The 21,660-nt window shown below is 71.4% G+C and carries 15 protein-coding genes and 1 pseudogene; 10 read left to right on the plus strand and 6 right to left on the minus strand.

Going from position 1 to position 21,660, the window contains the following annotated elements; translation table 11 throughout:
- The 10 genes and pseudogenes from BGN97_RS06520 to BGN97_RS06565 all read left to right on the plus strand — a co-directional run.
- Positions 1-247 (plus strand): annotated as a pseudogene (locus BGN97_RS06520) (DNA-binding protein); the annotation flags it as partial.
- A gap of 180 nt (positions 248-427) precedes the next feature.
- A complete protein-coding gene (locus tag BGN97_RS06525; protein ID WP_292699092.1) occupies positions 428-517 on the plus strand; it encodes a potassium-transporting ATPase subunit F in 90 nt (29 codons plus the stop codon).
- Positions 517-2,193: a potassium-transporting ATPase subunit KdpA gene (gene kdpA, locus BGN97_RS06530; protein ID WP_292699094.1), complete on the plus strand. Its 1,677-nt coding sequence runs from the start codon at positions 517-519 to the stop codon at positions 2,191-2,193. Before BGN97_RS06525 ends, kdpA begins: the two co-directional genes overlap by 1 nt.
- 1 nt (position 2,194) lies before the next feature.
- Positions 2,195-4,357: a potassium-transporting ATPase subunit KdpB gene (gene kdpB, locus BGN97_RS06535; RefSeq protein ID WP_292699096.1), complete on the plus strand. Its 2,163-nt coding sequence runs from the start codon at positions 2,195-2,197 to the stop codon at positions 4,355-4,357.
- 21 nt (positions 4,358-4,378) lie between these two features.
- The gene (kdpC, locus tag BGN97_RS06540; RefSeq protein ID WP_292699098.1) at positions 4,379-5,002 is read left to right on the plus strand and encodes a potassium-transporting ATPase subunit KdpC; all 624 of its coding nucleotides are present in this window, start codon (positions 4,379-4,381) and stop codon (positions 5,000-5,002) included.
- The gene (locus BGN97_RS06545) at positions 5,002-7,515 is read left to right on the plus strand and encodes a DUF4118 domain-containing protein (RefSeq protein WP_292699100.1); all 2,514 of its coding nucleotides are present in this window, start codon (positions 5,002-5,004) and stop codon (positions 7,513-7,515) included. The genes kdpC and BGN97_RS06545 overlap by 1 nt, the downstream gene beginning before the upstream one ends.
- Positions 7,512-8,183 (plus strand): response regulator transcription factor, encoded by a 672-nt coding sequence (locus BGN97_RS06550; RefSeq protein WP_292699102.1) that lies wholly within the window; start codon positions 7,512-7,514, stop codon positions 8,181-8,183. The genes BGN97_RS06545 and BGN97_RS06550 overlap by 4 nt, the downstream gene beginning before the upstream one ends.
- Positions 8,184-8,235: 52 nt before the next feature.
- Positions 8,236-9,825 carry an AMP-binding protein gene (locus BGN97_RS06555; protein ID WP_292699104.1) on the plus strand — a complete coding sequence of 530 codons (1,590 nt, stop codon included), beginning with the start codon at positions 8,236-8,238 and terminating at the stop codon, positions 9,823-9,825.
- Positions 9,826-9,893: 68 nt separating this feature from the next.
- On the plus strand, positions 9,894-10,718 hold the full coding sequence (locus BGN97_RS06560; protein WP_292699106.1) for a helix-turn-helix transcriptional regulator: 825 nt from the start codon (positions 9,894-9,896) through the stop codon (positions 10,716-10,718).
- 248 nt (positions 10,719-10,966) lie between these two features.
- Positions 10,967-11,557 (plus strand): GNAT family protein, encoded by a 591-nt coding sequence (locus BGN97_RS06565; RefSeq protein WP_292699108.1) that lies wholly within the window; start codon positions 10,967-10,969, stop codon positions 11,555-11,557.
- Between the two features lie 172 nt (positions 11,558-11,729).
- On the opposite strand, the gene BGN97_RS06570 is transcribed toward BGN97_RS06565, so the two are convergent.
- The 6 genes from BGN97_RS06570 to BGN97_RS06595 form a co-directional block, all read right to left on the minus strand.
- Entirely contained in the window at positions 11,730-13,811 is a 2,082-nt protein-coding gene (locus tag BGN97_RS06570; RefSeq protein ID WP_292699110.1) for a copper-translocating P-type ATPase, read from the minus strand.
- A gap of 354 nt (positions 13,812-14,165) precedes the next feature.
- A complete protein-coding gene (locus BGN97_RS06575; protein ID WP_292699112.1) occupies positions 14,166-16,424 on the minus strand; it encodes a heavy metal translocating P-type ATPase in 2,259 nt (752 codons plus the stop codon).
- Between the two features lie 54 nt (positions 16,425-16,478).
- Positions 16,479-16,688, minus strand: coding sequence for a heavy-metal-associated domain-containing protein (locus BGN97_RS06580; protein WP_292699113.1), 210 nt, complete (start codon positions 16,686-16,688; stop codon positions 16,479-16,481).
- 226 nt (positions 16,689-16,914) lie between these two features.
- Entirely contained in the window at positions 16,915-19,761 is a 2,847-nt protein-coding gene (locus tag BGN97_RS06585) for a LuxR family transcriptional regulator (protein WP_292699116.1), read from the minus strand.
- A 144-nt stretch (positions 19,762-19,905) separates the two neighbouring features.
- Positions 19,906-20,124 carry a hypothetical protein gene (locus BGN97_RS06590; RefSeq protein WP_292699118.1) on the minus strand — a complete coding sequence of 73 codons (219 nt, stop codon included), beginning with the start codon at positions 20,122-20,124 and terminating at the stop codon, positions 19,906-19,908.
- A 154-nt stretch (positions 20,125-20,278) separates the two neighbouring features.
- Positions 20,279-21,598, minus strand: a complete 1,320-nt coding sequence (locus tag BGN97_RS06595; protein ID WP_292699120.1) for a nucleotide disphospho-sugar-binding domain-containing protein — start codon at positions 21,596-21,598, stop codon at positions 20,279-20,281.
- Positions 21,599-21,660 lie beyond the last annotated feature (62 nt).

Genomic DNA, 21,660 nt, shown 5'->3' on the forward strand with positions numbered 1-21,660 from the left:
CTGGTGGGAGAAAGTGCTGCACAACCGGCGCTCCCGCCGGATGGCCAACCAGCTGATGCTCGTGCACGGCGTCTCGATCACGCTCGTCCCGTGGCTGCTCGACTCCTCCGAGCTCATCTACGGGCGCCGTTCGCGGCCGCTTCCGGGCCAGGAGCGCGCCGGCCGGCCGTTCGCCCTGTACGGCGGCGACCAGCAGAACGGCGAACGCCGCGTGCACCGGCCCGCCGGTCCCCCGGACAAGGGCTGAGCCGACCCGACCGTGAGCACGGCGCATGGATCCGCTGCGGCGCCGTAGGGATTCCGTGAGGATCGCGTCCGACCCCCGCTGATCGGAGTGGGATCGGAACGTGCTCGATCTCATCTACCTCGCGCTCACCGCGCTGGTCTTCGTCCTCATCGGCCTGAGCGCCAAGGGGGTGGAGTCGCTTTGACCGCCTTCGGCATCGCCGCGGCGGTCCTCGCCGTCGTGGCCATCGGCTACCTGCTCGTCGCCCTCGTGCGCCCGGGGAGGTTCTGATGAACGACCTCTGGGCCGGCATCCTGCAGGGTGCCACGCTGGTGCTCATCCTGGTGCTGCTGTACCGCCCGCTGGGCGATGCCATGGCGCTCGTCTACACCAGCCCCCGGCACCTGCGCGTCGAACGCGGGCTGTACCGGCTGTTCGGCGTCGACCCCGAGTCGGAGCAGACCTGGCGCGCCTACGCCCGCGGGCTGCTGCTGTTCTCGGCCGGCGGGATGCTGGCGGTGTACCTGCTGCAGCGGATGCAGTCGCTGCTGCCGTACTCGCTCGGACTGCCTCCCGTGCCACCGGGCCTGGCGTTCAACACGGCGGCCTCGTTCGTGGCCAACACGAACTGGCAGTCGTACTCCCCGGAGCAGACCGTGGGCTTCATCGTGCAGGCGGCGGGTCTGGCCGTGCAGAACTTCCTCTCCGCGGCGGTGGGCATCGCCGTCGCGATCGCCCTGGTGCGCGGCTTCGCGCGCCGCGGGTCGGGCACGATCGGCAACTTCTGGGTGGATACCACCCGCGGCGCCGTCCGGCTGCTGCTGCCGATCGCCGTGCTCGGCGCGGTCGCGCTGATCGCCGGCGGCGTGGTCCAGAACCTGACCGGAGTCACCGAGGTGCACACGCTGGCCGGCGGCACCCAGCACATCCCGGGCGGACCGACCGCCTCGCAGGAGGTCATCAAGCTGCTCGGCACCAACGGCGGCGGATTCTTCAACGCGAACTCCGCCCACCCGTTCGAGAACCCGACGCCGTGGACCAACCTGTTCGAGATCCTGCTGATCCTCGCCATCCCGTTCGCGCTGCCGCGCACCTTCGGGCGGATCATCGGCGACGACCGCCAGGGCTACGCGATCGCGTCGGCGATGGGCGTGCTGTTCCTCGCCTCGACGACGCTGCTGTCGGTGCTCGAGTCCGCAGGCGGAGGCGCGGCCCCGCAGCTGGCAGGCGCGGCGATGGAGGGCAAGGAGCAGCGCTTCGGCATCCTCGGCTCCGCGCTGTTCGGCAGCGCGTCGACGCTCACGTCGACGGGCGCCGTGGACTCGATGCACGACTCGTACACACCGCTCGGCGGCATGATGCCGCTGCTGAACATGATGCTCGGCGAGGTCGCCCCCGGCGGCGTCGGTTCGGGACTCTACGGGATGCTCGTGCTGGCCGTGATCGCCGTGTTCGTCGGCGGTCTGCTGGTGGGGCGCACCCCCGAGTACCTGGGCAAGCGGATCGGGCAGCGGGAGATGACCCTGGCGAGCCTGTACATCCTGGTCGTCCCGATGCTCGTGCTGGGCGGCGCGGCGCTGAGCTTCGCGATCCCCGGCATCCGCGAGGACGTGGTGAGGACCAGCATCCTGAATCCGGGCGCGCACGGGCTGAGCGAGGTGCTGTACGCCTTCACCTCGGCCGCGAACAACAACGGCTCGGCTTTCGCGGGTCTGGGCGCGAACACGCCGTGGCTGAACACGTCGCTGGGCGTCGTGATGCTGCTGGGACGCTTCCTGCCGATCGTGCTCGTGCTCGCCCTCGCCGGTGCCCTCGCGCAGCAGCAGAGCGTGCCGGCCACCACGGGCACCCTGCCCACGCACCGCCCGCTGTTCATCGGGCTCCTCCTGGCGGTGGCGATCGTCATCACCGCCCTCACCTACTTCCCCGTGCTCACGCTCGGGCCGCTCGCCGAAGGACTGGTCTGACATGACCCTCACCGACACCCCCGTCCACCACTCCGCCGAATCGCATCATCACGATGCGCCCGCCGCGCCCCCGCGCGCGTTCGGCTGGCGCCAGCTGGTAGCCGCCGTCCCCGGCGCGCTGAGCCGGCTCAACCCCGCGCGGCTTCTGCGCAACCCCGTGATCCTGCTGGTCTGGGCGGGCGCCGCCTTCACCACCGCACTGGCGATCGCGGAGCCCTTCCTGCAGGCGCCGACGCCCGGCATCCCGGCGGGGTTCACCTGGGCGATCGCCGTCTGGTTGTGGCTGACCGTGCTGTTCGCCAACCTCGCCGAGTCCGTGGCCGAGGGACGGGGCAAGGCGCAGGCCGCGAGCCTGCGTCGCACCCGGACCACCACCACGGCCCGGCGCGTGACGGCGTACGACCCCGCCGACCCGCTGGCCGAGCACGCATCCACCGAGGACGTCGCCTCGTCCGAACTGCGCCTCGGCGACGTCGTGATCGTCGCGGCCGGCGAGCCGATCCCCGGAGACGGCGACATCGTTGCCGGCATCGCAACCGTCGACGAGTCGGCGATCACGGGCGAGAGCGCGCCCGTCATCCGCGAGTCCGGTGGCGACCGCAGCGCCGTCACCGGCGGCACCCGGGTGCTCTCCGACCGGATCGTGGTGCGCATCACCTCGAAGCCGGGCGAGACGTTCGTCGACCGGATGATCGCGCTCGTCGAGGGCGCGAACCGGCAGCGCACGCCCAACGAGATCGCGCTGAACATCCTGCTCGCGAGCCTGTCGATCGTGTTCCTCGTGGTGGTGCTGGCGCTGAACCCGCTCGCCGGCTACGTCGCCTCGCCGGTCGGCATCCCCGTGCTGATCGCGCTGCTCGTGTGCCTGATCCCGACCACGATCGGCGCCCTGCTCAGCGCCATCGGCATCGCCGGCATGGACCGGCTGGTGCAGCGCAACGTGCTGGCGATGTCGGGGCGCGCGGTCGAGGCCGCCGGAGACGTGTCCACCCTGCTGCTCGACAAGACCGGCACGATCACCTACGGCAACCGCCGCGCGGATGACGTGCGCCCCGTCGCGGGCACGGACGCCGCCGAGCTGCTGCGCGCGGCCGCGCTGTCGTCGCTCGCCGACCCGACGCCCGAGGGCGCGTCCATCGTGGAACTGGCGGCCGCCCGCGGCATCAGGGTCACCTCGCCGGAGGGTGCGGTGTCGGTGCCGTTCACGGCGCAGACCCGGATGAGCGGGATCGACCTCCCCGACGGCACGGTCATCCGCAAGGGCGCCGGCTCCGCCATCCGCGCCTGGCTGGATTCGCAGGGAGCGGATGCCGCGGATGCCTTCGCCGAGGCCGCTCGGTACGCCGATGAGATCGCGGCGTCCGGCGGCACGCCTCTCGTGGTCGCGGCGTCCGGCCCCTCAACGGGCCCGGCGGCCCCCGCGGCCAGGATCCTCGGCGTCGTCCACCTGAAGGACATCGTCAAGGACGGCCTGCGCGAGCGGTTCGACGAACTGCGCGCGATGGGCATCCGCACCGTGATGATCACCGGCGACAACCCCCTCACCGCGGCGGCGATCGCGAAGGAGGCCGGAGTCGACGACTTCCTCGCGGAGGCGACCCCCGAGGACAAGCTCGCCCTGATCCGCCGCGAGCAGGAGGGCGGCCGGATGGTCGCGATGACCGGCGACGGCACCAACGACGCCCCCGCGCTGGCGCAGGCCGACGTGGGCGTGGCGATGAACACCGGCACCTCGGCGGCGAAGGAGGCCGGCAACATGGTCGACCTCGACTCCGACCCGACCAAGCTGATCGACATCGTGCGCATCGGCAAGCAGCTGCTCATCACCCGCGGTGCGCTCACCACGTTCTCGCTCGCGAACGACATCGCCAAGTACTTCGCGATCATCCCGGCCATGTTCATGACGGCGTTCCCGGGTCTGGGCGTGCTGAACGTCATGCAACTGCACTCCCCGGCATCCGCCGTGCTCAGCGCCATCGTCTTCAACGCGATCGTGATCGTGTTCCTCATCCCGCTCGCGCTGCGCGGCGTGACCTATCGTCCGGCCGGCGCGGCGCGGATGCTGCAGCGCAACCTGCTGATCTACGGCCTGGGCGGCGTGATCGCCCCGTTCATCGGCATCAAGCTCATCGACCTCGTCGTGAGCCTCATCCCCGGCTTCTGACCGGGCTCGGAAAGGACCCCCATGTCGAATCTCCGCACCACCGGTCGCACCGCGCTCGTCGCCGTGCGCGCCGTGCTCGTCTTCACCGTCCTGCTCGGCATCCTGTATCCCCTCGCCGTGACCGGGATCGGGCAGCTCGCGTTCCCCGCCCAGGCGAACGGCTCGATGCTGACCGCGGACGGGAAGGCCGTGGGCAGCTCTCTGATCGGGCAGGCCTTCACCGCCGAGGACGGCACCCCGCTGCCGCAGTACTTCCAGTCCCGGCCCTCGGCATCCGGCCAGGACGGCTATGACGCGATGGCGTCCGGCGGCAGCAACCTCGGCCCCTCCAACTCCGACCTGCTGGCGCAGATCCGGCAGCGCCGGGCCGCGATCGCGGCGTTCGAGGGCGTCGACCCGTCTCTGATCCCGCCGGATGCTCTCACGGCATCAGCCTCGGGCCTGGACCCGCAGATCAGCCCGGAGTACGCGCTGCTGCAGGTTCGTCGCGTCGCCGACGCGCGCGGACTGTCCGACGCCGCCGTGCGCGCGCTGGTGGAGTCTAGGATCCAAGGACGGGACCTCGGATTCCTGGGCGAGCCGCGCGTGAACGTGCTGGAGCTGAACCTCGCCCTCGACCGGCTCTCGAGCGGCGAGGAGGGCTGATGGCACGCGGGCGGCTGCGGGTGCTGCTGGGCGCAGCGCCCGGTGTCGGCAAGACCTACGAGATGCTCGCCGAGGCGCACCAGCTCGCCGCAGCCGGCCGCGACGTCGTCATCGGGGTCGTCGAGACCCATGGCCGCTCCGCGACCGCCGGGCAGGTGGCGGGCCTGGAGACCGTGCCCCGGCGCAGCATCCGCCATCGCGACGTCGAGCTGACCGACCTCGACGTCGACGCCGTGCTGGCGCGCGCGCCCGAGGTGGCGCTGATCGACGAGCTCGCGCACACCAACGCCCCCGGCTCCCGCAACGCCAAGCGCTGGCAGGACGTGGAGGAGCTGCTGGATGCGGGCATCGACGTGCTGACGACCGTGAACGTTCAGCACATCGAGTCGCTGAACGACGTGGTCGAGAAGATCACCGGGGTGGCGCAGCAGGAGACCGTGCCGGATGCCGTGGTGCGCGCCGCCGACGACATCGAGGTCGTGGATCTGGCCCCGCAGTCCCTGCGCGACCGGCTCTCGGCCGGCCAGGTGTATCCGGCGGAACGGGTGGATGCCGCGCTCTCGAACTACTTCCGGTTGGGCAACCTCACGGCGCTGCGCGAGCTGGCGCTGCTGTGGCTGGCCGACGAGGTCGACAGCGCGCTGCGCAGCTACCGCGAGGCGCACGGCATCGACTCGGCCTGGCAGACCAGGGAGCGCGTGGTCGTGGCTCTCACCGGCGGGCCGGAGGGCGAGACGCTGATCCGGCGCGGTGCCCGGATCGCGGCGCGCTCGGCGGGCGGCGAGCTGATGGCCGTGCACGTGTCCGCGCAGGACGGCCTGCGCACGGTGACTCCCGGCGCGCTCAGCGCGCAGCAGCAGCTCGTCGCCTCCCTGGGCGGGAGCTTCCATCAGGTGGTCGGCGATGACATCCCGGCCACCCTGGTCGAGTTCGCGCAGTCCGTCGACGCGACGCAGCTGGTGATCGGGGTGAGCAGGCGCAGCCGGCTCTCCGCGGCGCTCACCGGGCCGGGGATCGGCGCCGGCATCATCCGCAGCTCCGGCGACATCGACGTGCACATCGTCAGCCACTCCGCGGCCGGGGGCCGGCTCACGCTGCCGCGCGTCTCGGGCGGCGCGCTGGGGTGGCGCCGCCAGGTGCTCGGCTGGGTGGTCGCCCTCGTCGGCGGGCCGCTGCTGTCGTGGCTGCTGTTCTCGCTGCGGACGGAGGAGTCGATCACCTCCGACGTGCTGGCCTACCAGCTGCTGGTGGTGATCGTCGCTCTGATCGGCGGGCTGAGACCCGCACTGTTCGCGGCTGTGCTCTCCGGTCTGACCCTGGACTACCTGTTCGTGGTGCCGCTGTTCACGATCACCATCGCCGAGCCCCTGCACGCGCTGGCGCTCGTGCTGTACGTGATCATCGCCGTGCTGGTCAGCATCGTCGTCGATCAGGCCGCGCGGCGGGCCCGTGCGGCGCGGCGGGCGTCGGCAGAGGCGGAGCTGCTGGCCACCGTCGCCGGCAGCGTGGTGCGCGGGGAGAGCGCTCCGCTGGCGCTGGTGAGCCGGGCCCGCGAGGCGTTCGGGCTGAGCGGGGTGCGGCTGATCGCACCGGACGGGTCCGTGCTCGCCACGGACGGCGAGCCGCTGCCGGACCGGGAGCCATTGCTCGTGCCGGTCGGAGAGCAGCAGGGCGGACCGCGGGCGACGCTGGAGCTCCACGGCGACGAGCTCGATGCGCCGGCCCGCCGGCTGCTGGACGCGATCGTGGCCCAGCTGGCCGCGGCGATCGAGCACACCGAGCTGACGGCGGCAGCCCGCCACGCCGAGGTCCTGGCCGCCACCGATCAGGTGCGAGCGGCGCTGCTCTCGGCGATCAGCCACGATCTGCGTCGCCCGCTGGCCGCCGCGATGGCCGCGATCGGCGGGCTGCGCGGCGCCGGGCGGCTCAGCGAGGCCGACCGCGGCGAGCTGCTCGCCACCGCGGACGAGAGCCTGTCGGTGCTGACACGTCTGGTCACCGACCTGCTCGATGTCAGTCGCGTCGAGGCGGGCGTGCTGGCCGTCTCGCTCAGCCCCGTCGATGCCGCCGATGCCGTGCTCTCCGCGATCGACGAACTGGGCTCGGGGCCGTCGGAGATCGATCTGAACCTCGACCCCGACCTGCCGCCTCTGCTCGCCGACCCGGTGCTGCTGCAGCGCGTGCTGGTGAACGTGATCGCGAACGCGCGCCGGCACTCCCCCGAGGGGACGCGGATGCTGGTGACCACCAGTCGGCTGGGTGCCGTCGCCGAGATCCGCATCGTCGATCGCGGCCCCGGTGTCGCCGCCGACCGGCAGGAGAGCATGTTCGCCCCGTTCCAGCGGCTGGGCGACTCCGACAACACGATCGGGCTCGGCCTGGGCCTGGCGCTCTCCCGCGGATTCACCGAGGGCATGGGCGGTACGCTGACCCCCGAGGACACGCCGGGAGGAGGGCTGACGATGGTCATCGCCCTGCCTGTCGCGGCATCCGACACCGAGGTCGTCTCGTGAAGCTGCTGGTCGCCGACGACGACCCGCAGATGGTGCGCGCGCTGCGGATCACGCTCGCCGCGCACGGGTACGAGGTGGTCGCCGCCGTCGACGGGCCCGGCGCCATCGCCGCGGCCGCGCAGACCCACCCCGACATCGTGCTGCTGGACCTGGGTATGCCGCACCTCGACGGGGTGCAGGTGATCCAGGCGCTGCGCGGATGGACCGCCATCCCGATCATCGTCGTCTCGGGTCGCACCGGATCAGCCGACAAGGTGGAGGCGCTGGATGCCGGCGCAGACGACTACGTGACCAAGCCGTTCCAGATCGACGAGCTGCTCGCCCGGCTGCGCGCGCTGTCCCGCCGCGCCGCGGCCGAGTCCGGCGAGGCGACCGTCGCATTCGGCGACGTGGTCGTCGACCTGTCCGTCAAGTCGGTCACCCGCGCCGGCACGCGCGTGCACCTGACGCCGACGGAATGGCGGATGCTGGAGCACCTCGCCCGGCATCCAGAGGCGCTCGTCACCCGGCAGGAGCTGCTGCGCGAGCTGTGGGGCTCGGATCAGGTCGCCGACACCGGCTACCTGCGGCTGTACATGTCGCAGCTGCGCAAGAAGCTCGAGGCGGATCCCGCGCATCCGGTGCACCTGCTCACCGAGCAGGGGATGGGCTACCGGCTGGTGCGCTGATCACCCCCGTAAGGGGGTGGCCGGGTCGCCGACCGGGGAGCATCCTGATGCGATGAGCAACGGCGCTTCCTATGCATCCGGAACCAGCACGACCCCGCTTCTCGGCCAGACGATCGGCGGGATGCTGCGCGAAACGACGGCCCGCTTCGGCGAGCGCGAGGCCCTGGTCGACTCGGCGTCCGGTCGCCGGTGGACCTTCACGCAGCTGCTGCACGACAGCGAGCGCCTGGCCTCCGCGCTGCGCGGGCTCGGCATCCGCAAGGGCGACCGGGTCGGCATCTGGGCGCCGAACTGCGCCGAATGGGTGCTGACGCAGTACGCAACCGCGCTGATCGGCGCCATCCTGGTGAACGTCAACCCCGCGTATCGCACCCACGAGGTGAAGTACGTGATCGAGCAGTCCGAGATGGCGCTGATCGTCAGCGCGGTCGAGTACCGCACCTCGAAGTACGCCGAGATGCTCGCCGAGATCGGCTATGAGAAGACGCTGTTCATCGGCACCGACCGCTGGGATCGGCTGATCGAGGCGGCGCCGGAGTTCCAGGACACGGATGCCCTGGCCTTCGACGACCCGATCAACATCCAGTACACGTCGGGCACCACCGGGTTCCCGAAGGGCGCGACGCTGACGCACCACAACATCCTCAACAACGGTTTCTTCGTGGGCGAGGGCATCGCGTACACCGAGCAGGACCGCGTGGCGCTGCCGGTGCCGCTGTACCACTGCTTCGGCATGGTGATGGGCATCCTCGGGGCGCACTCGCACGGCGCCGCCGCGGTGCTGCCGGCGCCGGGCTTCGATCCCGAGATCACGCTGCAGGTCGTGCAGGACGAGCGCATCACGTCGCTGTACGGCGTGCCGACCATGTTCATCGCCGAGCTGTCGCATCCGCGCTTCAGGGACTTCGACCTGTCCTCGCTGCGCACCGGGATCATGGCCGGCTCGCCGTGTCCGGTGGAGATCATGGAGCGCACCATGAACGAGATGGGCATGAGCGAGGTGGCCATCTGCTACGGGATGACCGAGACCTCACCGGTGTCGACCATGACGAAGATGGACGACGACGTCGCCGCCCGCACGCAGACCGTCGGGCAGGTGATGCCGCACGTCGAGGTGAAGATCATCGACGAGGACGGCCAGGTGGTGCCTCTGGGCGTTCCGGGGGAGCTGTGCACACGCGGCTACTCGGTGATGCTCGGCTACTGGAACGAGCCGGCGAAGACCGCCGAGGCCATCGACGCAGGACGCTGGATGCACACCGGCGACATGGCGACCATGGACGCCGACGGTCGCCTGCAGGTCGTCGGCCGCATCAAGGACATGGTGATCCGCGGCGGTGAGAACATCTACCCGCGCGAGATCGAGGAGTTCCTGTACTCGCACCCCGACGTGCAGGACGTGCAGGTGATCGGCGTGCCCGACGAGCAGTACGGCGAGGAGCTGATGGCCTGGATCGTGCTTCGACCCGGCGCTTCCGCGCTGACGGCCGAGGACGTGCGGACGTTCGCGACCGGGAAGCTGGCGCACTTCAAGATCCCGAAGTACGTGCACCTGGTCGACGCGTTCCCCATCACGATCACCGGCAAGGTTCGCAAGGTCGAGATGCGCGAGATGGCGGTGCAGCTGCTCGCCGGGCGCTGAGCTCCGGCGGCGGTGTAGGTTCTATGGCGGGCGGCGGCACCGTGGCACCGCCCGGCAGGAGGTGCAGGATGCCGTCGTTCGGATCCTCATTCCACGCGCTGCGCGATCGCAGCGGGCTGGACATCGTGTTCGGCGGCATCGCGCGCCCGCGCGCCAACCACTTCGCCATCTCGCACACGCTCGGCGGTCGCACCGATCGGCTGAACGGCCTGGTGATCCGCACCGGTCACGGCCTGGGCGGGCTGGTGATGGCATCCGCTCGTGCGGCGACGGTGCGCGACTACCTCAGCGACGGCCACATCACGCACGCCTACGACGCCGCCGTGGCGGCCGAGCGGATGCGCACCGTCAGCGCCTTCCCGGTGATCGTGAAGGGCGATGTGCGCGGGGTGATCTACGGGGCGACGCGGGATGCCGCGACGCTCACGCCCGAGGCGTCCGCGGCGATGAAGCGCGTGGCGGACGGGTTCGGCTACGACCTGGCCGTGGAGGAGGCGCTGGCGCAGCGCGCGGAGGTGGCGGATGCCGCGGAGAGGATGCGCTCGGGCGAGCACTCGGCCCCCGATCGCGAGTGGGAGGACGTGCGCGTCGCGTTCGCCGAGCTGCGCGAGCTGGCGCAGGACGTCGAGGATGCCGGCATCCGGGCGCGACTGGACGCGATCCTTGAGCGCATGACCCATCCGCGCTCGTCCTCGGGGTCGCGGCTTTCGGCGCGCGAGGTGGACGTGCTGGCCCTGGTCGCGATGGGCTGCGGCAACAGCGAGATCGGCACGCGCCTGAACCTCGGCGCCGAGACCGTGAAGAGCTACCTGCGCACGGCATCCCGCAAGCTCGGCGCGGCGAACCGGGTCGAGGCCGTGCGGCTGGCGCGCGCCGCCGGGCAGCTGCCCTGAGGCGGAGCCGCCGCATCCGGGTCCAGCATCCGCCCACCGCCATCCGGCCATCGGCATCCGGCCACCGGCCAGGTCGCAGTTCGTCCCGTTCTCGGCATCCCACCCCGGTTCACGTCGCACTTCGTCCCGTTCTGGGCGCCGCAGAGCGTGACGAGATGCGACCCGAAGGTCTCGTGTGCTCGAATAGCGCGACGACCTGCGACCCGGAGCGGTCGGGTCGGCAGTGGGCCCGGCGCTACGCTGACGGAATGGCTTCACTCAGCAGTGTCGACTGGCCGATCCTGACGGAGCGGCTGCGGATCCGGCCGCTGGAGGACGCGGACCTCGACGCGGTCTGGGAGTTCCGCCGGCTTCCCGAGGTGAACAGGTGGCTCGGTCGGGCGCCGGACACCCGAGATGCGTTCGGCGAGACGTACTCCGACCCCGGGCGACGCGCGATCACGTTCGTGATCGAACTCGCGGATGCCACCGGCGGCGCACCCGCGATCATCGGCGACCTGATGGTCAAGGTGGGAGACGCGTGGGCGCAGGCCGAGGTCGCCGAGCAGGCGGAGGGCACCGAGGCGGAGCTCGGCTGGGTGCTCGCGCCCGCCTATGCCGGGCGCGGGTACGCCTCCGAGGCAGTCCGCGCGGTGATCGACCTCTGCTTCGGAACGCTCGGGCTGCGCCGCGTGCACGCCGGATGCTTCGCAGCCAACGAGCCGTCGTGGCGGCTGATGGAGCGCCTCGGCATGCGCCGCGAGGAGTTCAGCCGGAAGACCGCACTGCACCGCTCGGGCGAGTGGATGGACGGCATGAACTACGGGCTGCTCGCCGAGGAGTGGCCGGGCCGCCGCTGACGACCACAGCCCGCGGCAGGCCGGCCGGCTCCGCGACGGGCCGCCGGATGGACGGAATCACTGTCCAGGTATCAGGATCGGTCGGATCCCCGCCCCGAATAACGGCAGAAGCTGATACCCGGGAACGGGGTTCCGGCAGAAGTCGATACCTGGACCCGGCCGAGCCGCCGATTCAGCGGGCGACGACCCGTTCGGGGCGCAGGTCGAGGCGGCGCAGCGCCTGGGCGTTGAGCGCCACGACGATCGTGGACAGGCTCATCAGCACGGCACCGACCGACATCGGCAGCACGAACCCGATCGGAGCGAGCACGCCGGCCGCGAGCGGCACCGACATCAGGTTGTAGCCGGCCGCCCACCACAGGTTCTGCTTCATCTTGCGGTAGCTCGCCTGCGACAGCTCGATCACCGAGACCACCGAGCGCGGGTCGTCGGATGCCAGGATGACCCCGGCCGAGGCGATGGCCACGTCCGTGCCTGCACCGATCGCGATGCCGACGTCGGCCTGCGCGAGCGCCGGGGCGTCGTTGACGCCGTCACCGACCATCGCGACCTTCTTCCCCTCACGCTGCAGCTCGGCGACCTTGGCGGACTTGTCCTCCGGCCGCACCCCCGCGAACACCCGCTCGATGCCCAGCTCGCCGGCGACCGAGCGCGCCACGGCCTCGGCGTCCCCGGTGATCATGACCACCTCGACGCCGCGCTTGCGGAGCGCGGCCACCGCCTCGCGCGACTCGGCGCGGATCTCGTCCGCGAGCCTCAGTCCGCCGATCACCCGCCCGTCGCGCACGACATGCAGGATGATCGCGCCCTCGGTGCGCCAGCCGGCGGCATCCGGCACCTCCTCGGCACCGACCTCCTCCAGCAGCCGGGGTCCGCCGACGCGGATCTCGTGCCCGTCGACCGTGGCGGTGACGCCGACAGCGGGCGAGGACGTGAAGCCGGTCGCGCCGGCGACGGTCAGGGCGGATGCCGCGCGCACGATCGCCCTGGCCAGCGGATGCTCGCTGTCGGCCTCCGCGGCGGCGGCGAGCGCCAGCACGTCGTCGTCCGACCATCCCTCGACCGGAGCGACGCCCGTGACGGTGGGCTCGCCCTTGGTGAGCGTGCCGGTCTTGTCGAACAGCACGGCATCGATGTCGCGCATGGTCTCCAGCGCGAGACGGTCCTTCACGAGCACTCCGGCGCGCGCTGCGCGCTCGGTCGCGATCGAGACGACCAGCGGGATCGCCAGGCCCAGCGCGTGGGGGCAGGCGATCACGAGCACCGTGATGGTGCGGATGACGGCCTCGTCCGGCAGTCCGACGAACGTCCAGACCAGCGCAGTGATCACGGCGGCGCCCAGCGCGAACCAGAACAGCCAGGCGGCGGCCCGGTCGGCCAGCCGCTGGGCGCGGGAGCTGGATGCCTGCGCGTCGGCGACGAGCTTGCGGATTCCGGCGAGTGCGGTGTCGTCGCCGGTGGCGGTCACCTCGACGCGCAGCCCGGAGTCGGTCGCGACCGTGCCTGCCGTGACGGGGTCGCCGGTGGTGCGGCTGACCGTGCGGGACTCGCCGGTGAGCATGGACTCGTCCATGTCGGCGCGACCGTCCACGATCACCCCGTCGGCCGGGATGCTGCCGCCCGGGCGCACCCGCACGATGTCGCCCACCCGCAGGTCGGCCGGGCTGACGACGGTGATGTCGTCGCCGTCCACCCGCTCGGCCTCGTCGGGCAACAGGGCTGCGAGCGAGTCGAGGGCCGAGGTGGTCTGCGCGAGCGAGCGCATCTCCAGCCAGTGCCCGAGCAGCATGATCACGATCAGCAGGGCGAGCTCCCACCAGAACTCGAGCTCGTGGTGCAGGATGCCCAGGCTCGCGCCCCACGAGGCGAGGAACGCCACGGTGATCGCCAGGCCGATCAGCAGCATCATGCCGGGCTTGCGCGACCGGAGCTCTGAGACCGCGCCGGTGAGGAACGGCCGCCCGCCCCAGACGTACATGACCGTGCCGAGGATCGGGGCGATCCAGCGAGCCCAGCCGGGGACCACGTAGCCGAGGATCATCGCGAACATGCCGCTCGAGGCGACCACGGGGACAGCGATCAGCAGGTTGATCCAGAAGAGCCGGCGGAACTGGCCGACGTGGTCGCCGTGGCCCGCGTGTCCCCCGTGCCCGGAGTGGTCGCCGTGGCCTGCGTGAGCTGCGTGGTCGCCGTGCTCTGCGTGACCATCGTGGCCCGCGTGCCCCTCACCGCGACCGGAGGACTTCTCGGCCATGGGAGGAGTCTCGTGCTCGAAGGCTCGTCCCATTGCGGAGTTCTCCTCCCGAGCGGGCGCGTGATGCATGTGCTCGTGGTGCGTGTGCGGGTCCATCTGGCCTCCTCGGCATCCGGATCCGGCTTCCGCCGGCTTCTGATACCCCCAACCAGGGTACCCCCCTGGGGTATTCCGACTAGGCCCACTCCCGTTCGCGGGTCCCATCTGGCTGCCTCCCGCGCGCAGAGGCGACCACATGGGATCCAGCCAGGGAAAGCCCAAGCCAAGGCCCACCCCACTTCCCGTTCGCGGGTCCCATCTGGCTGCCTCCCGCGCGCGGAGGCGACCACATGGGACCCGTGAGGACCGCGCCGTTCAGCGGAAGGAGCGCAGACGCAGGCTGTTGCCCACGACGAACACGCTCGAGAAGGCCATCGCGGCTCCTGCGAGCATCGGGTTCAACAGCCCCAGCGCCGCGAGCGGGATCGCCGCGGTGTTGTACGCGAACGCCCAGAACAGGTTGCCCTTGATGGTGCCGAGCGTGCGGCGCGAGAGGCGGATGGCGTCGGATGCCGCGCGCAGGTCCCCCCGCACGAGAGTGATGTCGGATGCCTGGATCGCCGCATCCGCGCCCGTGCCCATCGCCATCCCCAGATCGGCCTGAGCGAGGGCGGGGGCGTCGTTGACGCCGTCGCCGACCATCGCGACGACGCGGCCCTCGGCCTGCAGCCCCGCCACGACGGCGACCTTGTCAGCCGGCAGCACCTCGGCTATCACTTCGTCGATGCCGACCTGTGCGGCGATGTGGCGGGCGGCGGCCTGGTTGTCGCCGGTCAGCAGCACGGGCGCCAGCCCGAGCGCCTTCAGCTGCGCGACCGCCTCGGCGCTGGTCGCCTTGACCTCGTCGGCGACGACGATCATGCCGCGAGGCGCACCGTCCCAGGCGACCAGGATCGCGGTCTGCCCTGCGGACTCGGCATCCGCCTTCGCCGACAGCAGCTCGGCGGACGGATGCACGGACCAGTCCTCCAGCAGCGACAGACGCCCGACGAGCATGGCGCGTCCTTCGACGACGCCGGTGACCCCGCGACCCTCGTGATTCTGGAACGACTCGACGGTCGGGAGCCCGGCGTCCGCCTCGTCCGTCGCCGCGGATGCGATCGCCCGGGCGATCGGGTGCTCGCTGGCGTGCTCGATCGCCCCGGCCAGCCGCAGCAGCTCCTCGGCATCCGTGCCCTGCTCGGGCACGGCCGAGACGACGGACATGCGACCCTCGGTGACCGTGCCGGTCTTGTCGAGCACGATCGTGTCGACGCGGCGGGTGGACTCGAGCACCTCCGGGCCCTTGATCAGGACGCCCAGCTGCGCACCGCGCCCCGTACCGACCAGCAGGGCCGTCGGCGTGGCAAGGCCCAGCGCGCACGGGCAGGCGATGATGAGCACCGCGACCGCGGCGGTGAAGGCCATGGATGCGGGGAAGCCCAGCAGCAGCCAGGTGGCGAGCGTCACCAGGGCGATGCCGATGACGATGGGAACGAAGATCCCCGAGATGCGGTCGGCCAGGCGCTGCACCTCGGCCTTGCCGGTCTGCGCGTCCTCGACGAGACGCGCCATCTGTGCCAGCTGCGTGTCGGCGCCGACGCGGGTGGCTCGCACCACCAGCCGCCCGCCGGCGTTCACGGTGGCGCCGGTCACGGCATCCCCCGCAGACACCTCGACCGGGACGGACTCGCCGGTGATCATCGACTGGTCCACCGCCGACGTCCCGGAGACGACCACGCCGTCTGTCGCGATCTTCTCGCCGGGACGGACGACGAACTCGTCGCCGACCCTCAGCTCGGCGATCGGGATGCGGCGTTCGACCTGGGTTCGTGAGTCCGTCGAAGGGCGGAGCACCGCGACGTCCTTCGCCCCGAGCTCCATCAGCGCGCGCAGGGCCGCCCCCGCCTGGCGCTTGGCGCGCTTCTCGAAGTAGCGCCCCGCGAGCACGAACATCGTCACACCCGAGGCGACCTCGAGGTAGATGCTCCCGGCACCGTCGGTGCGCTCGAGCGCGAACGAGAACCCGTGCGTCATGCCGGGCATCCCGGCGGTGCCGAGGAACAGTGCGTACAGCGACCACAGGAACGCTGCCGAGGTGCCGAGGCTGATCAGCGTGTCCATGGTGGCCGCGCCGTGGCGCAGGTTCACCCACGCGGCCCGGTGGAACGGCCAGGCCGCCCACACGATCACCGGTGCGGCGAGCGCCAGCGACGCCCACTGCCAATAGGTGAACTGCAGCGCGGGGATCATCGCGAGCACGATCACCGGCACGCTCAGCACGACCGATCCGATCAGGCGGTGTCGCAGCGCGCGCAGCTCAGGACCCTCCGCGTCGGGTTCGTCGCCCGCGCCGTCCGCATGGGCGGGCGGCGCGGGCACGGATGCCGTGTAGCCGGCGTTCTCGACGGCCGTGATCAGCAGGGTCGGGTCGAGCGGCCCGTCGACCACGACCTGCGCCTTCTCGGTCGCGTAGTTGACAGTGGCGGTCACCCCGTCGAGCCTGTTCAGCTTCTTCTCGATGCGCATGGCACAGGACGCACAGGTCATTCCGCCGATCTCGAGATCGATGCGGGACGGCTCTGCGATGGTCATGTCATGCTCCTCGGGTCGGGGCTGGATCGGCGGAAGGTGTCGTTCGGAAGGACGTCAGGCGGCGACGGCGCGGTAGCCGGCCTCGTCGACGGCCGCGATCACGGCCTCGGAGTCGACAGCGGATGCCGAACTGACCACCAGGCGGCCGGTCTGGGCGCTCACGTCGATGCTGTCGACACCGGCGATCTTCGCGACCTCTTCGCGGACGGACATCTCGCAGTGCCCGCAGGTCATTCCGGTCACCTGGAACTCGGTGGTGGTCATGGCGTCTCCTCTGTGTCTCGAGTACCCCCGCAGGGTACTTCCATCAGAGTACTACCAAATACCCCCAGGGGGTATTCCCGCGATGTCGAACTCATGACGACGGTTCACCGAGTGCACCGGATGCTGCCGAGTGCACGGCATGTTCACGCGAACGTCCCGTGCACTCGGCGAGGTCCCGTGCTCTCGACGGAGATGTGGGGCGGGGTGCGGGGTGCAGAGAGCGCGCTCAGGCGCGGTGGCGGGCCGCGGCCTCGGTGCGGCTGGACGCGCCGAGCTTGCGGAGCACTGCAGAGACGTGCACGCTCACGGTCTTGATGCTGATGAACAGGCGCTCGGCGATCTGCCGGTTGCTGAGGCCCTCGGCGATCAGCTCGAGCACCTGCTGCTCCCGCTCGGTGAGCCGGTCTGAAGACCCGCTGCCGTAGCCCCGGGCCGGAGAGGCGCCCAGCCTGCTGGCATCCGCGAACTCCCTCGTCTCCCGCCGCAGCCGGGCATGCCCGGTTCGCGCCGCGATCTCCGCTGCCTCGGCGAGCGCCGTGGCGGCCTCTCCCCGATCGCCCTGAACGGCGACGAGAGCGCGTGCCAGCTCGAGCCGCAGTGCTGAGCGGAACATCACAGGCCCGTCGATGCGATCCGCCACAGCGATCGCCTCGCGCAGCGAGATCGCGTCGCCGTTCAGCAGCCCCTCGACCAGCACACCCCAGTCCTCGAAGTGCGCATGGTGGTCCGACCACGCCTCGCGGATCCGCTCGGCGAGGGCACCCGCCTGGGCGGCATCGCCGGCCGCGCGCATCCCCGCCACGATCAGCGCGCCGTCGAGCAGCCGCCGGGCGCTGTGCGCGAGGCGCGGGGTCTCGTGGTCCAGCATCCGCTCGAGAGCCTGCGCGGCGTCGGAGAGCCGGCCCGAGGCGAGCCCGATCGCCATCTCGACGTCGATGATCGAGTACCAGACCTGACGCTCGACCTCGGCCGCCGCCAGGAAGGTCGGTCGCCACTCCTCGAGCAGGGCGCTCGCCTCGTCGATCCGGCCGCGCCAGACCAGTGCGCGGATGCGGGATGCCGTGGTGTACACCCGGAAGATGCGGAAGCTGCGCAGCGTGAGGTCCTTCGACAGCAGTTCCTCGGCACGGTCGACCTCGCCCAGTTCCAGCAGCGGCTCGACCATGTTCTCGGTGAGGATCGACCCGCTGGAGCGCTCCAGTCCGAGCTCGCGGGCGTGCCCGACCCCGCGCTCCGCGGCACTCAGCGCCTCACGGTAGCGCCCGAGGGTGCTCAGCGAGTCGGAGTGGTTGACCCAGTAGCGCAGTTTGGCGTCGGTGTCGCGGGCGTGCTCCCACGACAGCTCGTACAGTTCCAGCCCGCGGTCGACCTCTCCGAGGTGCAGCCGGCTGCTGGCGATCAGGTTCGCCGCCACAGAGATCACGTTGTCGAAGCCGCCTTCGCGGCCGATCCGGAGCGCCTGCTCGCCGGCATCCACCGCCGCCGCCAGGTCCCCCTCGACCATGAGCCGCCCCGCGAGCAGGTTCAGCAGCACGGCGCGAAGCCGCTCGTCGTCGACTCCGTCGTCCATCGCCGCCAGCGCCTGGCGCACGAGATCGGCGGCGCCGGGGCGCCCGCTGTTCTGCACGTACAGCGCCTTGTCGCGAAGGAGCTTCACGCGCACGATCGGCGGCGTGGTGTCATCGACCTCATCGAGGGCGAGATTCACGACCGCGATCGCCCGCTCGTCGTGTCCTGCGTTGCGCAGCAGGGATCCGAGGCCCTTGAGCAGCTCGAGGTGCGACCGGCCGGCGACCTCCGCGGCATCCGGCACCTGATCCCACAGCTCCAGCGCGAGCTCGCCGAAGCGGACCGCGCTCGAGAAGGCGAAGCTCGCGCGCGCCCGCTCCGCCGCGGCGATGGCCGCGCCGAGCGCGCGACGCGCGTCGTGCGCCTGATGCCAGTGGAACGCGAGCGCCGCCTCCAGGCCGCACTCCCCTCGCTCCGCGCGACGCTCCAGCGCCTCGGCATAGGCGCGGTGCAGGCGGGAGCGCTCACCCGGCAGCAGGTCGTCGTGCACGGCCTCGCGCAGCAGCGCGTGCCGGAAGCCGTAGCCCCGGTCGCTGCGCACGGCGAGGATCGCCGCGCCGACGGCGGCGCGGATGCCCGCATCGAGCCGGTCGTCGTCGAGCCCGGCGAGCTCCGTCAGCAGATCGTGGTCGACCACGGCATCCGACGCGGAGATCACCCGCACCACGCGCCTGGCGTCCTCGCCGAGGGCGTCGAAGCGCACCAGCAGCACGTCGCGAAGGGAGTCGGGCAGGGGGCCGGATGCCTCGCAGGAGAGCTCTTCGATGAAGAACGGCACGCCCTCGGACCGCTCCAGCAGCCGGGCGAAGCCCGCATCGTCGGTGGGCCCGTTCAGCGCCTCGACGAGAGCACGCACCTGAACGGGATCCAGGCGCTGCACCTCGATGCGATCCAGCAGCCGGGCGCGCTCCGCCTCGACGAGGAACGTGCGCACCGAGCCGCCGCGGCGCACCTCGTCCACCCGGCAGGTGAACACGAACAGGATGCGGTGGCCGGCGAGAGCGCGCAGCAGGAAGGCGAGTGCGGTGAGAGTGGCGTCGTCGGCCCAGTGCAGGTCTTCGACGACGATGACGAGCGGATGCCGCGCGGCGGCCGCCTCGAGCACGTTGGCGATCGCCTCGCGCAGACCCTCGGCACCCGAGGTGCGATCGACCGGAGCCGGGCCGAGCTCGGGCAGCAGCACCCGCAGTGCATCCCTGCCGGGACCGGCGGCCTGCGCCGCGTCGTCGCCGAGAGCCGCCAGCGCGGCGCGCAGGATCGCAGGCAGCGGACCATAGGGAGCCGGAGTGGACCCGTAGTCCAGGCACCATCCGGCGAGCATCAGCGCATCATCGCCCGCGCGTGCGCGGAACTCGCGCAGCAGCCGCGACTTGCCGATGCCGGCCTCGCCCGCGACCAGCACGGCGGAGGTCTCCCCCGCCATGGCACGACGCAGCGCGGCGCCGAGCAGTTCGAGCTCGGCGTCGCGACCCACCATCTCGGCGGTCGAGGCGATGAGGGACATGCCTTCATCGTGCCATCCACCACCGACGCCGGGGGCCGGTGCGGCGGATGCCGGCCGTGTGCCCCGCCCGACGACCTTCCGCGCGGCCGGGGCGGGGGAGGTCGGGGACGTGGCACCTGCTGCGAGGGTCACGCGCGTCTCGCGTCAGGCGTCGGCGAGCGCGCAGCGAGCGCCGGCCGGGCAGTCGGCGGTCGAGGCCGCAATGCGATGCGCGGCGAGCCGCCGCATCATCCGCCGCCAGACGCCGTCCTTCGCGACGACGCCCGTGCGCTCCGCGATCATGCGCTGACGCTCCGCCAGCTCGGTCGCGCGCTGGAGCTCGAACACGGCGACGCGGTAGGTTCCGAAGGTGTCCAGATTCATGGGATGTCCCCTTTCGATGCATCCCTACACTCCTCGGTAAGGGGGAGGGCGGGCATCGGGAGGAATCCCTATTCCTGCGAGCCGGGCGCCTCAGATCCGGGGTGCGGTGAGGCGGTCGCCGAGTGCACCGGATGCTGCCGAGCGCGCGGCCTGTTCACGCGACATCCCCGTGCACTCGGCGAGATCCCGTACTCTCGACGGAGAGTGCCTGCGCGACGATGCCGTGCACCGCGTCGGGGCCGGGTGAACGGCGGATGGCGGCGCCGATGTCCTCGGCGCGCCGACGGTAGGACGGCTCTTCGAGCACTGCGCGGACGGCGGCGCCGACCTGTCCCGGCGTCGGCGTGTCGGTGCGCAGGTCGATTCCGACCCCGCTCCAGGCGATGCGGGCGCTCACCTCGATCTTGTCCTCGGTGCGCCCGGCGACGACGATCGGCACTCCGCTCTCCAGGGCGTAGTGCACCCCGCCGTAGCCTCCGTTCGTCACGAGCACGTCGGTGAGCGGCAGCAGCCTGTCGTAGGGCAGGAAACTCGCGACTCGCGTGTTCTCCGGAAGCGGACCGGGGATGCTCTCGACGGGCCTGCCTCCTGTGCTGACGACGACGATGGCGTCGGTGTCGGCGAGGCCGGTCATGGCCGCGGTGACCAGGGACCAATCGGAGTTCGCGACGGTGCCCTGGGTCACGTGCACCACGCGCCGGCCTTCGAGGTCGCCCCACCACTCGGGCAGTGGGGCGGTCGAGACCCGCGCCCGCGACACCGGTCCGACGAAGTGGACGGTGCCGGGCATTCCGGGACGCGGGTACTCGAACTCCGGCACCGTGAACTGCACGAGCAGATCGGCCGCGGCGGGCCAGTCCAGGAAGAATCGGCTCAGCCCTCGCCCGGTCTCGGCCCGTGCGATCTCGTCGGCGAAGCGCTGCACGGGTGCGAACACGCCCTTCTCAGCGATCGCGGTCAGCACGGCGTTCCGAAGCCGCCCGATCGGGCCGGGCAGAGGGCGGATGCCGAGGCCGAACGGCGCGACATCCGGATGCTTCAGCGCGAGGGGCACGATACCGAGGTTGACGAGCAGCGGGCGCTCTTCGCGCGGCAGACCGCTCAGCACGGCCGCGCCGGCGAACATGGACTCGGCGAGGAGGGCATCCGTCTGCTCGGCGGCGATCGCCTCGCGCACGGCGCGCAGCTGCGCGGGGACGGGCTTCAGGAAGATCTCGATCATGTCGTAGCGGATGCCCGCCGGGCCTTTCAGCCCCCGGCGACCGGGAAACGCGGCATCCATGTCGGTGTCGTCGTAGTCGGCCTCCGCAGGCAGCGGAAGGAACTCCGCGCCGGTGGAGAGCACGGCGTCCCGGTACCGGGATCCGGTGAGGAACCGGACGCGATCACCCGCGGCGACCAAGGAGGAGGCGACCGCCAGCAGAGGTGCGACGTGTCCGTGGACGGGTGTGGCGGCGAGAAGGATGGACGTCATGGTGAGTGCCTCGGGTCAAGGGATATGATCGACTACACCAATGAAGCATTCACTACCTCATC

The organism is Microbacterium sp. 69-10 (assembly GCF_001897945.1).
Lineage (GTDB): Bacteria > Actinomycetota > Actinomycetes > Actinomycetales > Microbacteriaceae > Microbacterium.

Excerpts from the sequence above, each read along its gene's own strand:
- BGN97_RS06580 (WP_292699113.1), bottom strand. The coding sequence starts at position 16,688 with ATGACCACCACCGAGTTCCAGGTGACCGGAATGACCTGCGGGCACTGC.
- BGN97_RS06545 (WP_292699100.1), top strand. The coding sequence starts at position 5,002 with ATGGCACGCGGGCGGCTGCGGGTGCTGCTGGGCGCAGCGCCCGGTGTC.
- BGN97_RS06595 (WP_292699120.1), bottom strand. The coding sequence starts at position 21,598 with ATGACGTCCATCCTTCTCGCCGCCACACCCGTCCACGGACACGTCGCA.
- kdpA (WP_292699094.1), top strand. The coding sequence starts at position 517 with ATGAACGACCTCTGGGCCGGCATCCTGCAGGGTGCCACGCTGGTGCTC.
- BGN97_RS06590 (WP_292699118.1), bottom strand. The coding sequence starts at position 20,124 with ATGAATCTGGACACCTTCGGAACCTACCGCGTCGCCGTGTTCGAGCTC.
- BGN97_RS06585 (WP_292699116.1), bottom strand. The coding sequence starts at position 19,761 with ATGTCCCTCATCGCCTCGACCGCCGAGATGGTGGGTCGCGACGCCGAG.
- kdpC (WP_292699098.1), top strand. The coding sequence starts at position 4,379 with ATGTCGAATCTCCGCACCACCGGTCGCACCGCGCTCGTCGCCGTGCGC.
- BGN97_RS06570 (WP_292699110.1), bottom strand. The coding sequence starts at position 13,811 with ATGGCCGAGAAGTCCTCCGGTCGCGGTGAGGGGCACGCGGGCCACGAT.
- BGN97_RS06560 (WP_292699106.1), top strand. The coding sequence starts at position 9,894 with ATGCCGTCGTTCGGATCCTCATTCCACGCGCTGCGCGATCGCAGCGGG.
- BGN97_RS06555 (WP_292699104.1), top strand. The coding sequence starts at position 8,236 with ATGAGCAACGGCGCTTCCTATGCATCCGGAACCAGCACGACCCCGCTT.
- kdpB (WP_292699096.1), top strand. The coding sequence starts at position 2,195 with ATGACCCTCACCGACACCCCCGTCCACCACTCCGCCGAATCGCATCAT.
- BGN97_RS06565 (WP_292699108.1), top strand. The coding sequence starts at position 10,967 with ATGGCTTCACTCAGCAGTGTCGACTGGCCGATCCTGACGGAGCGGCTG.
- BGN97_RS06575 (WP_292699112.1), bottom strand. The coding sequence starts at position 16,424 with ATGACCATCGCAGAGCCGTCCCGCATCGATCTCGAGATCGGCGGAATG.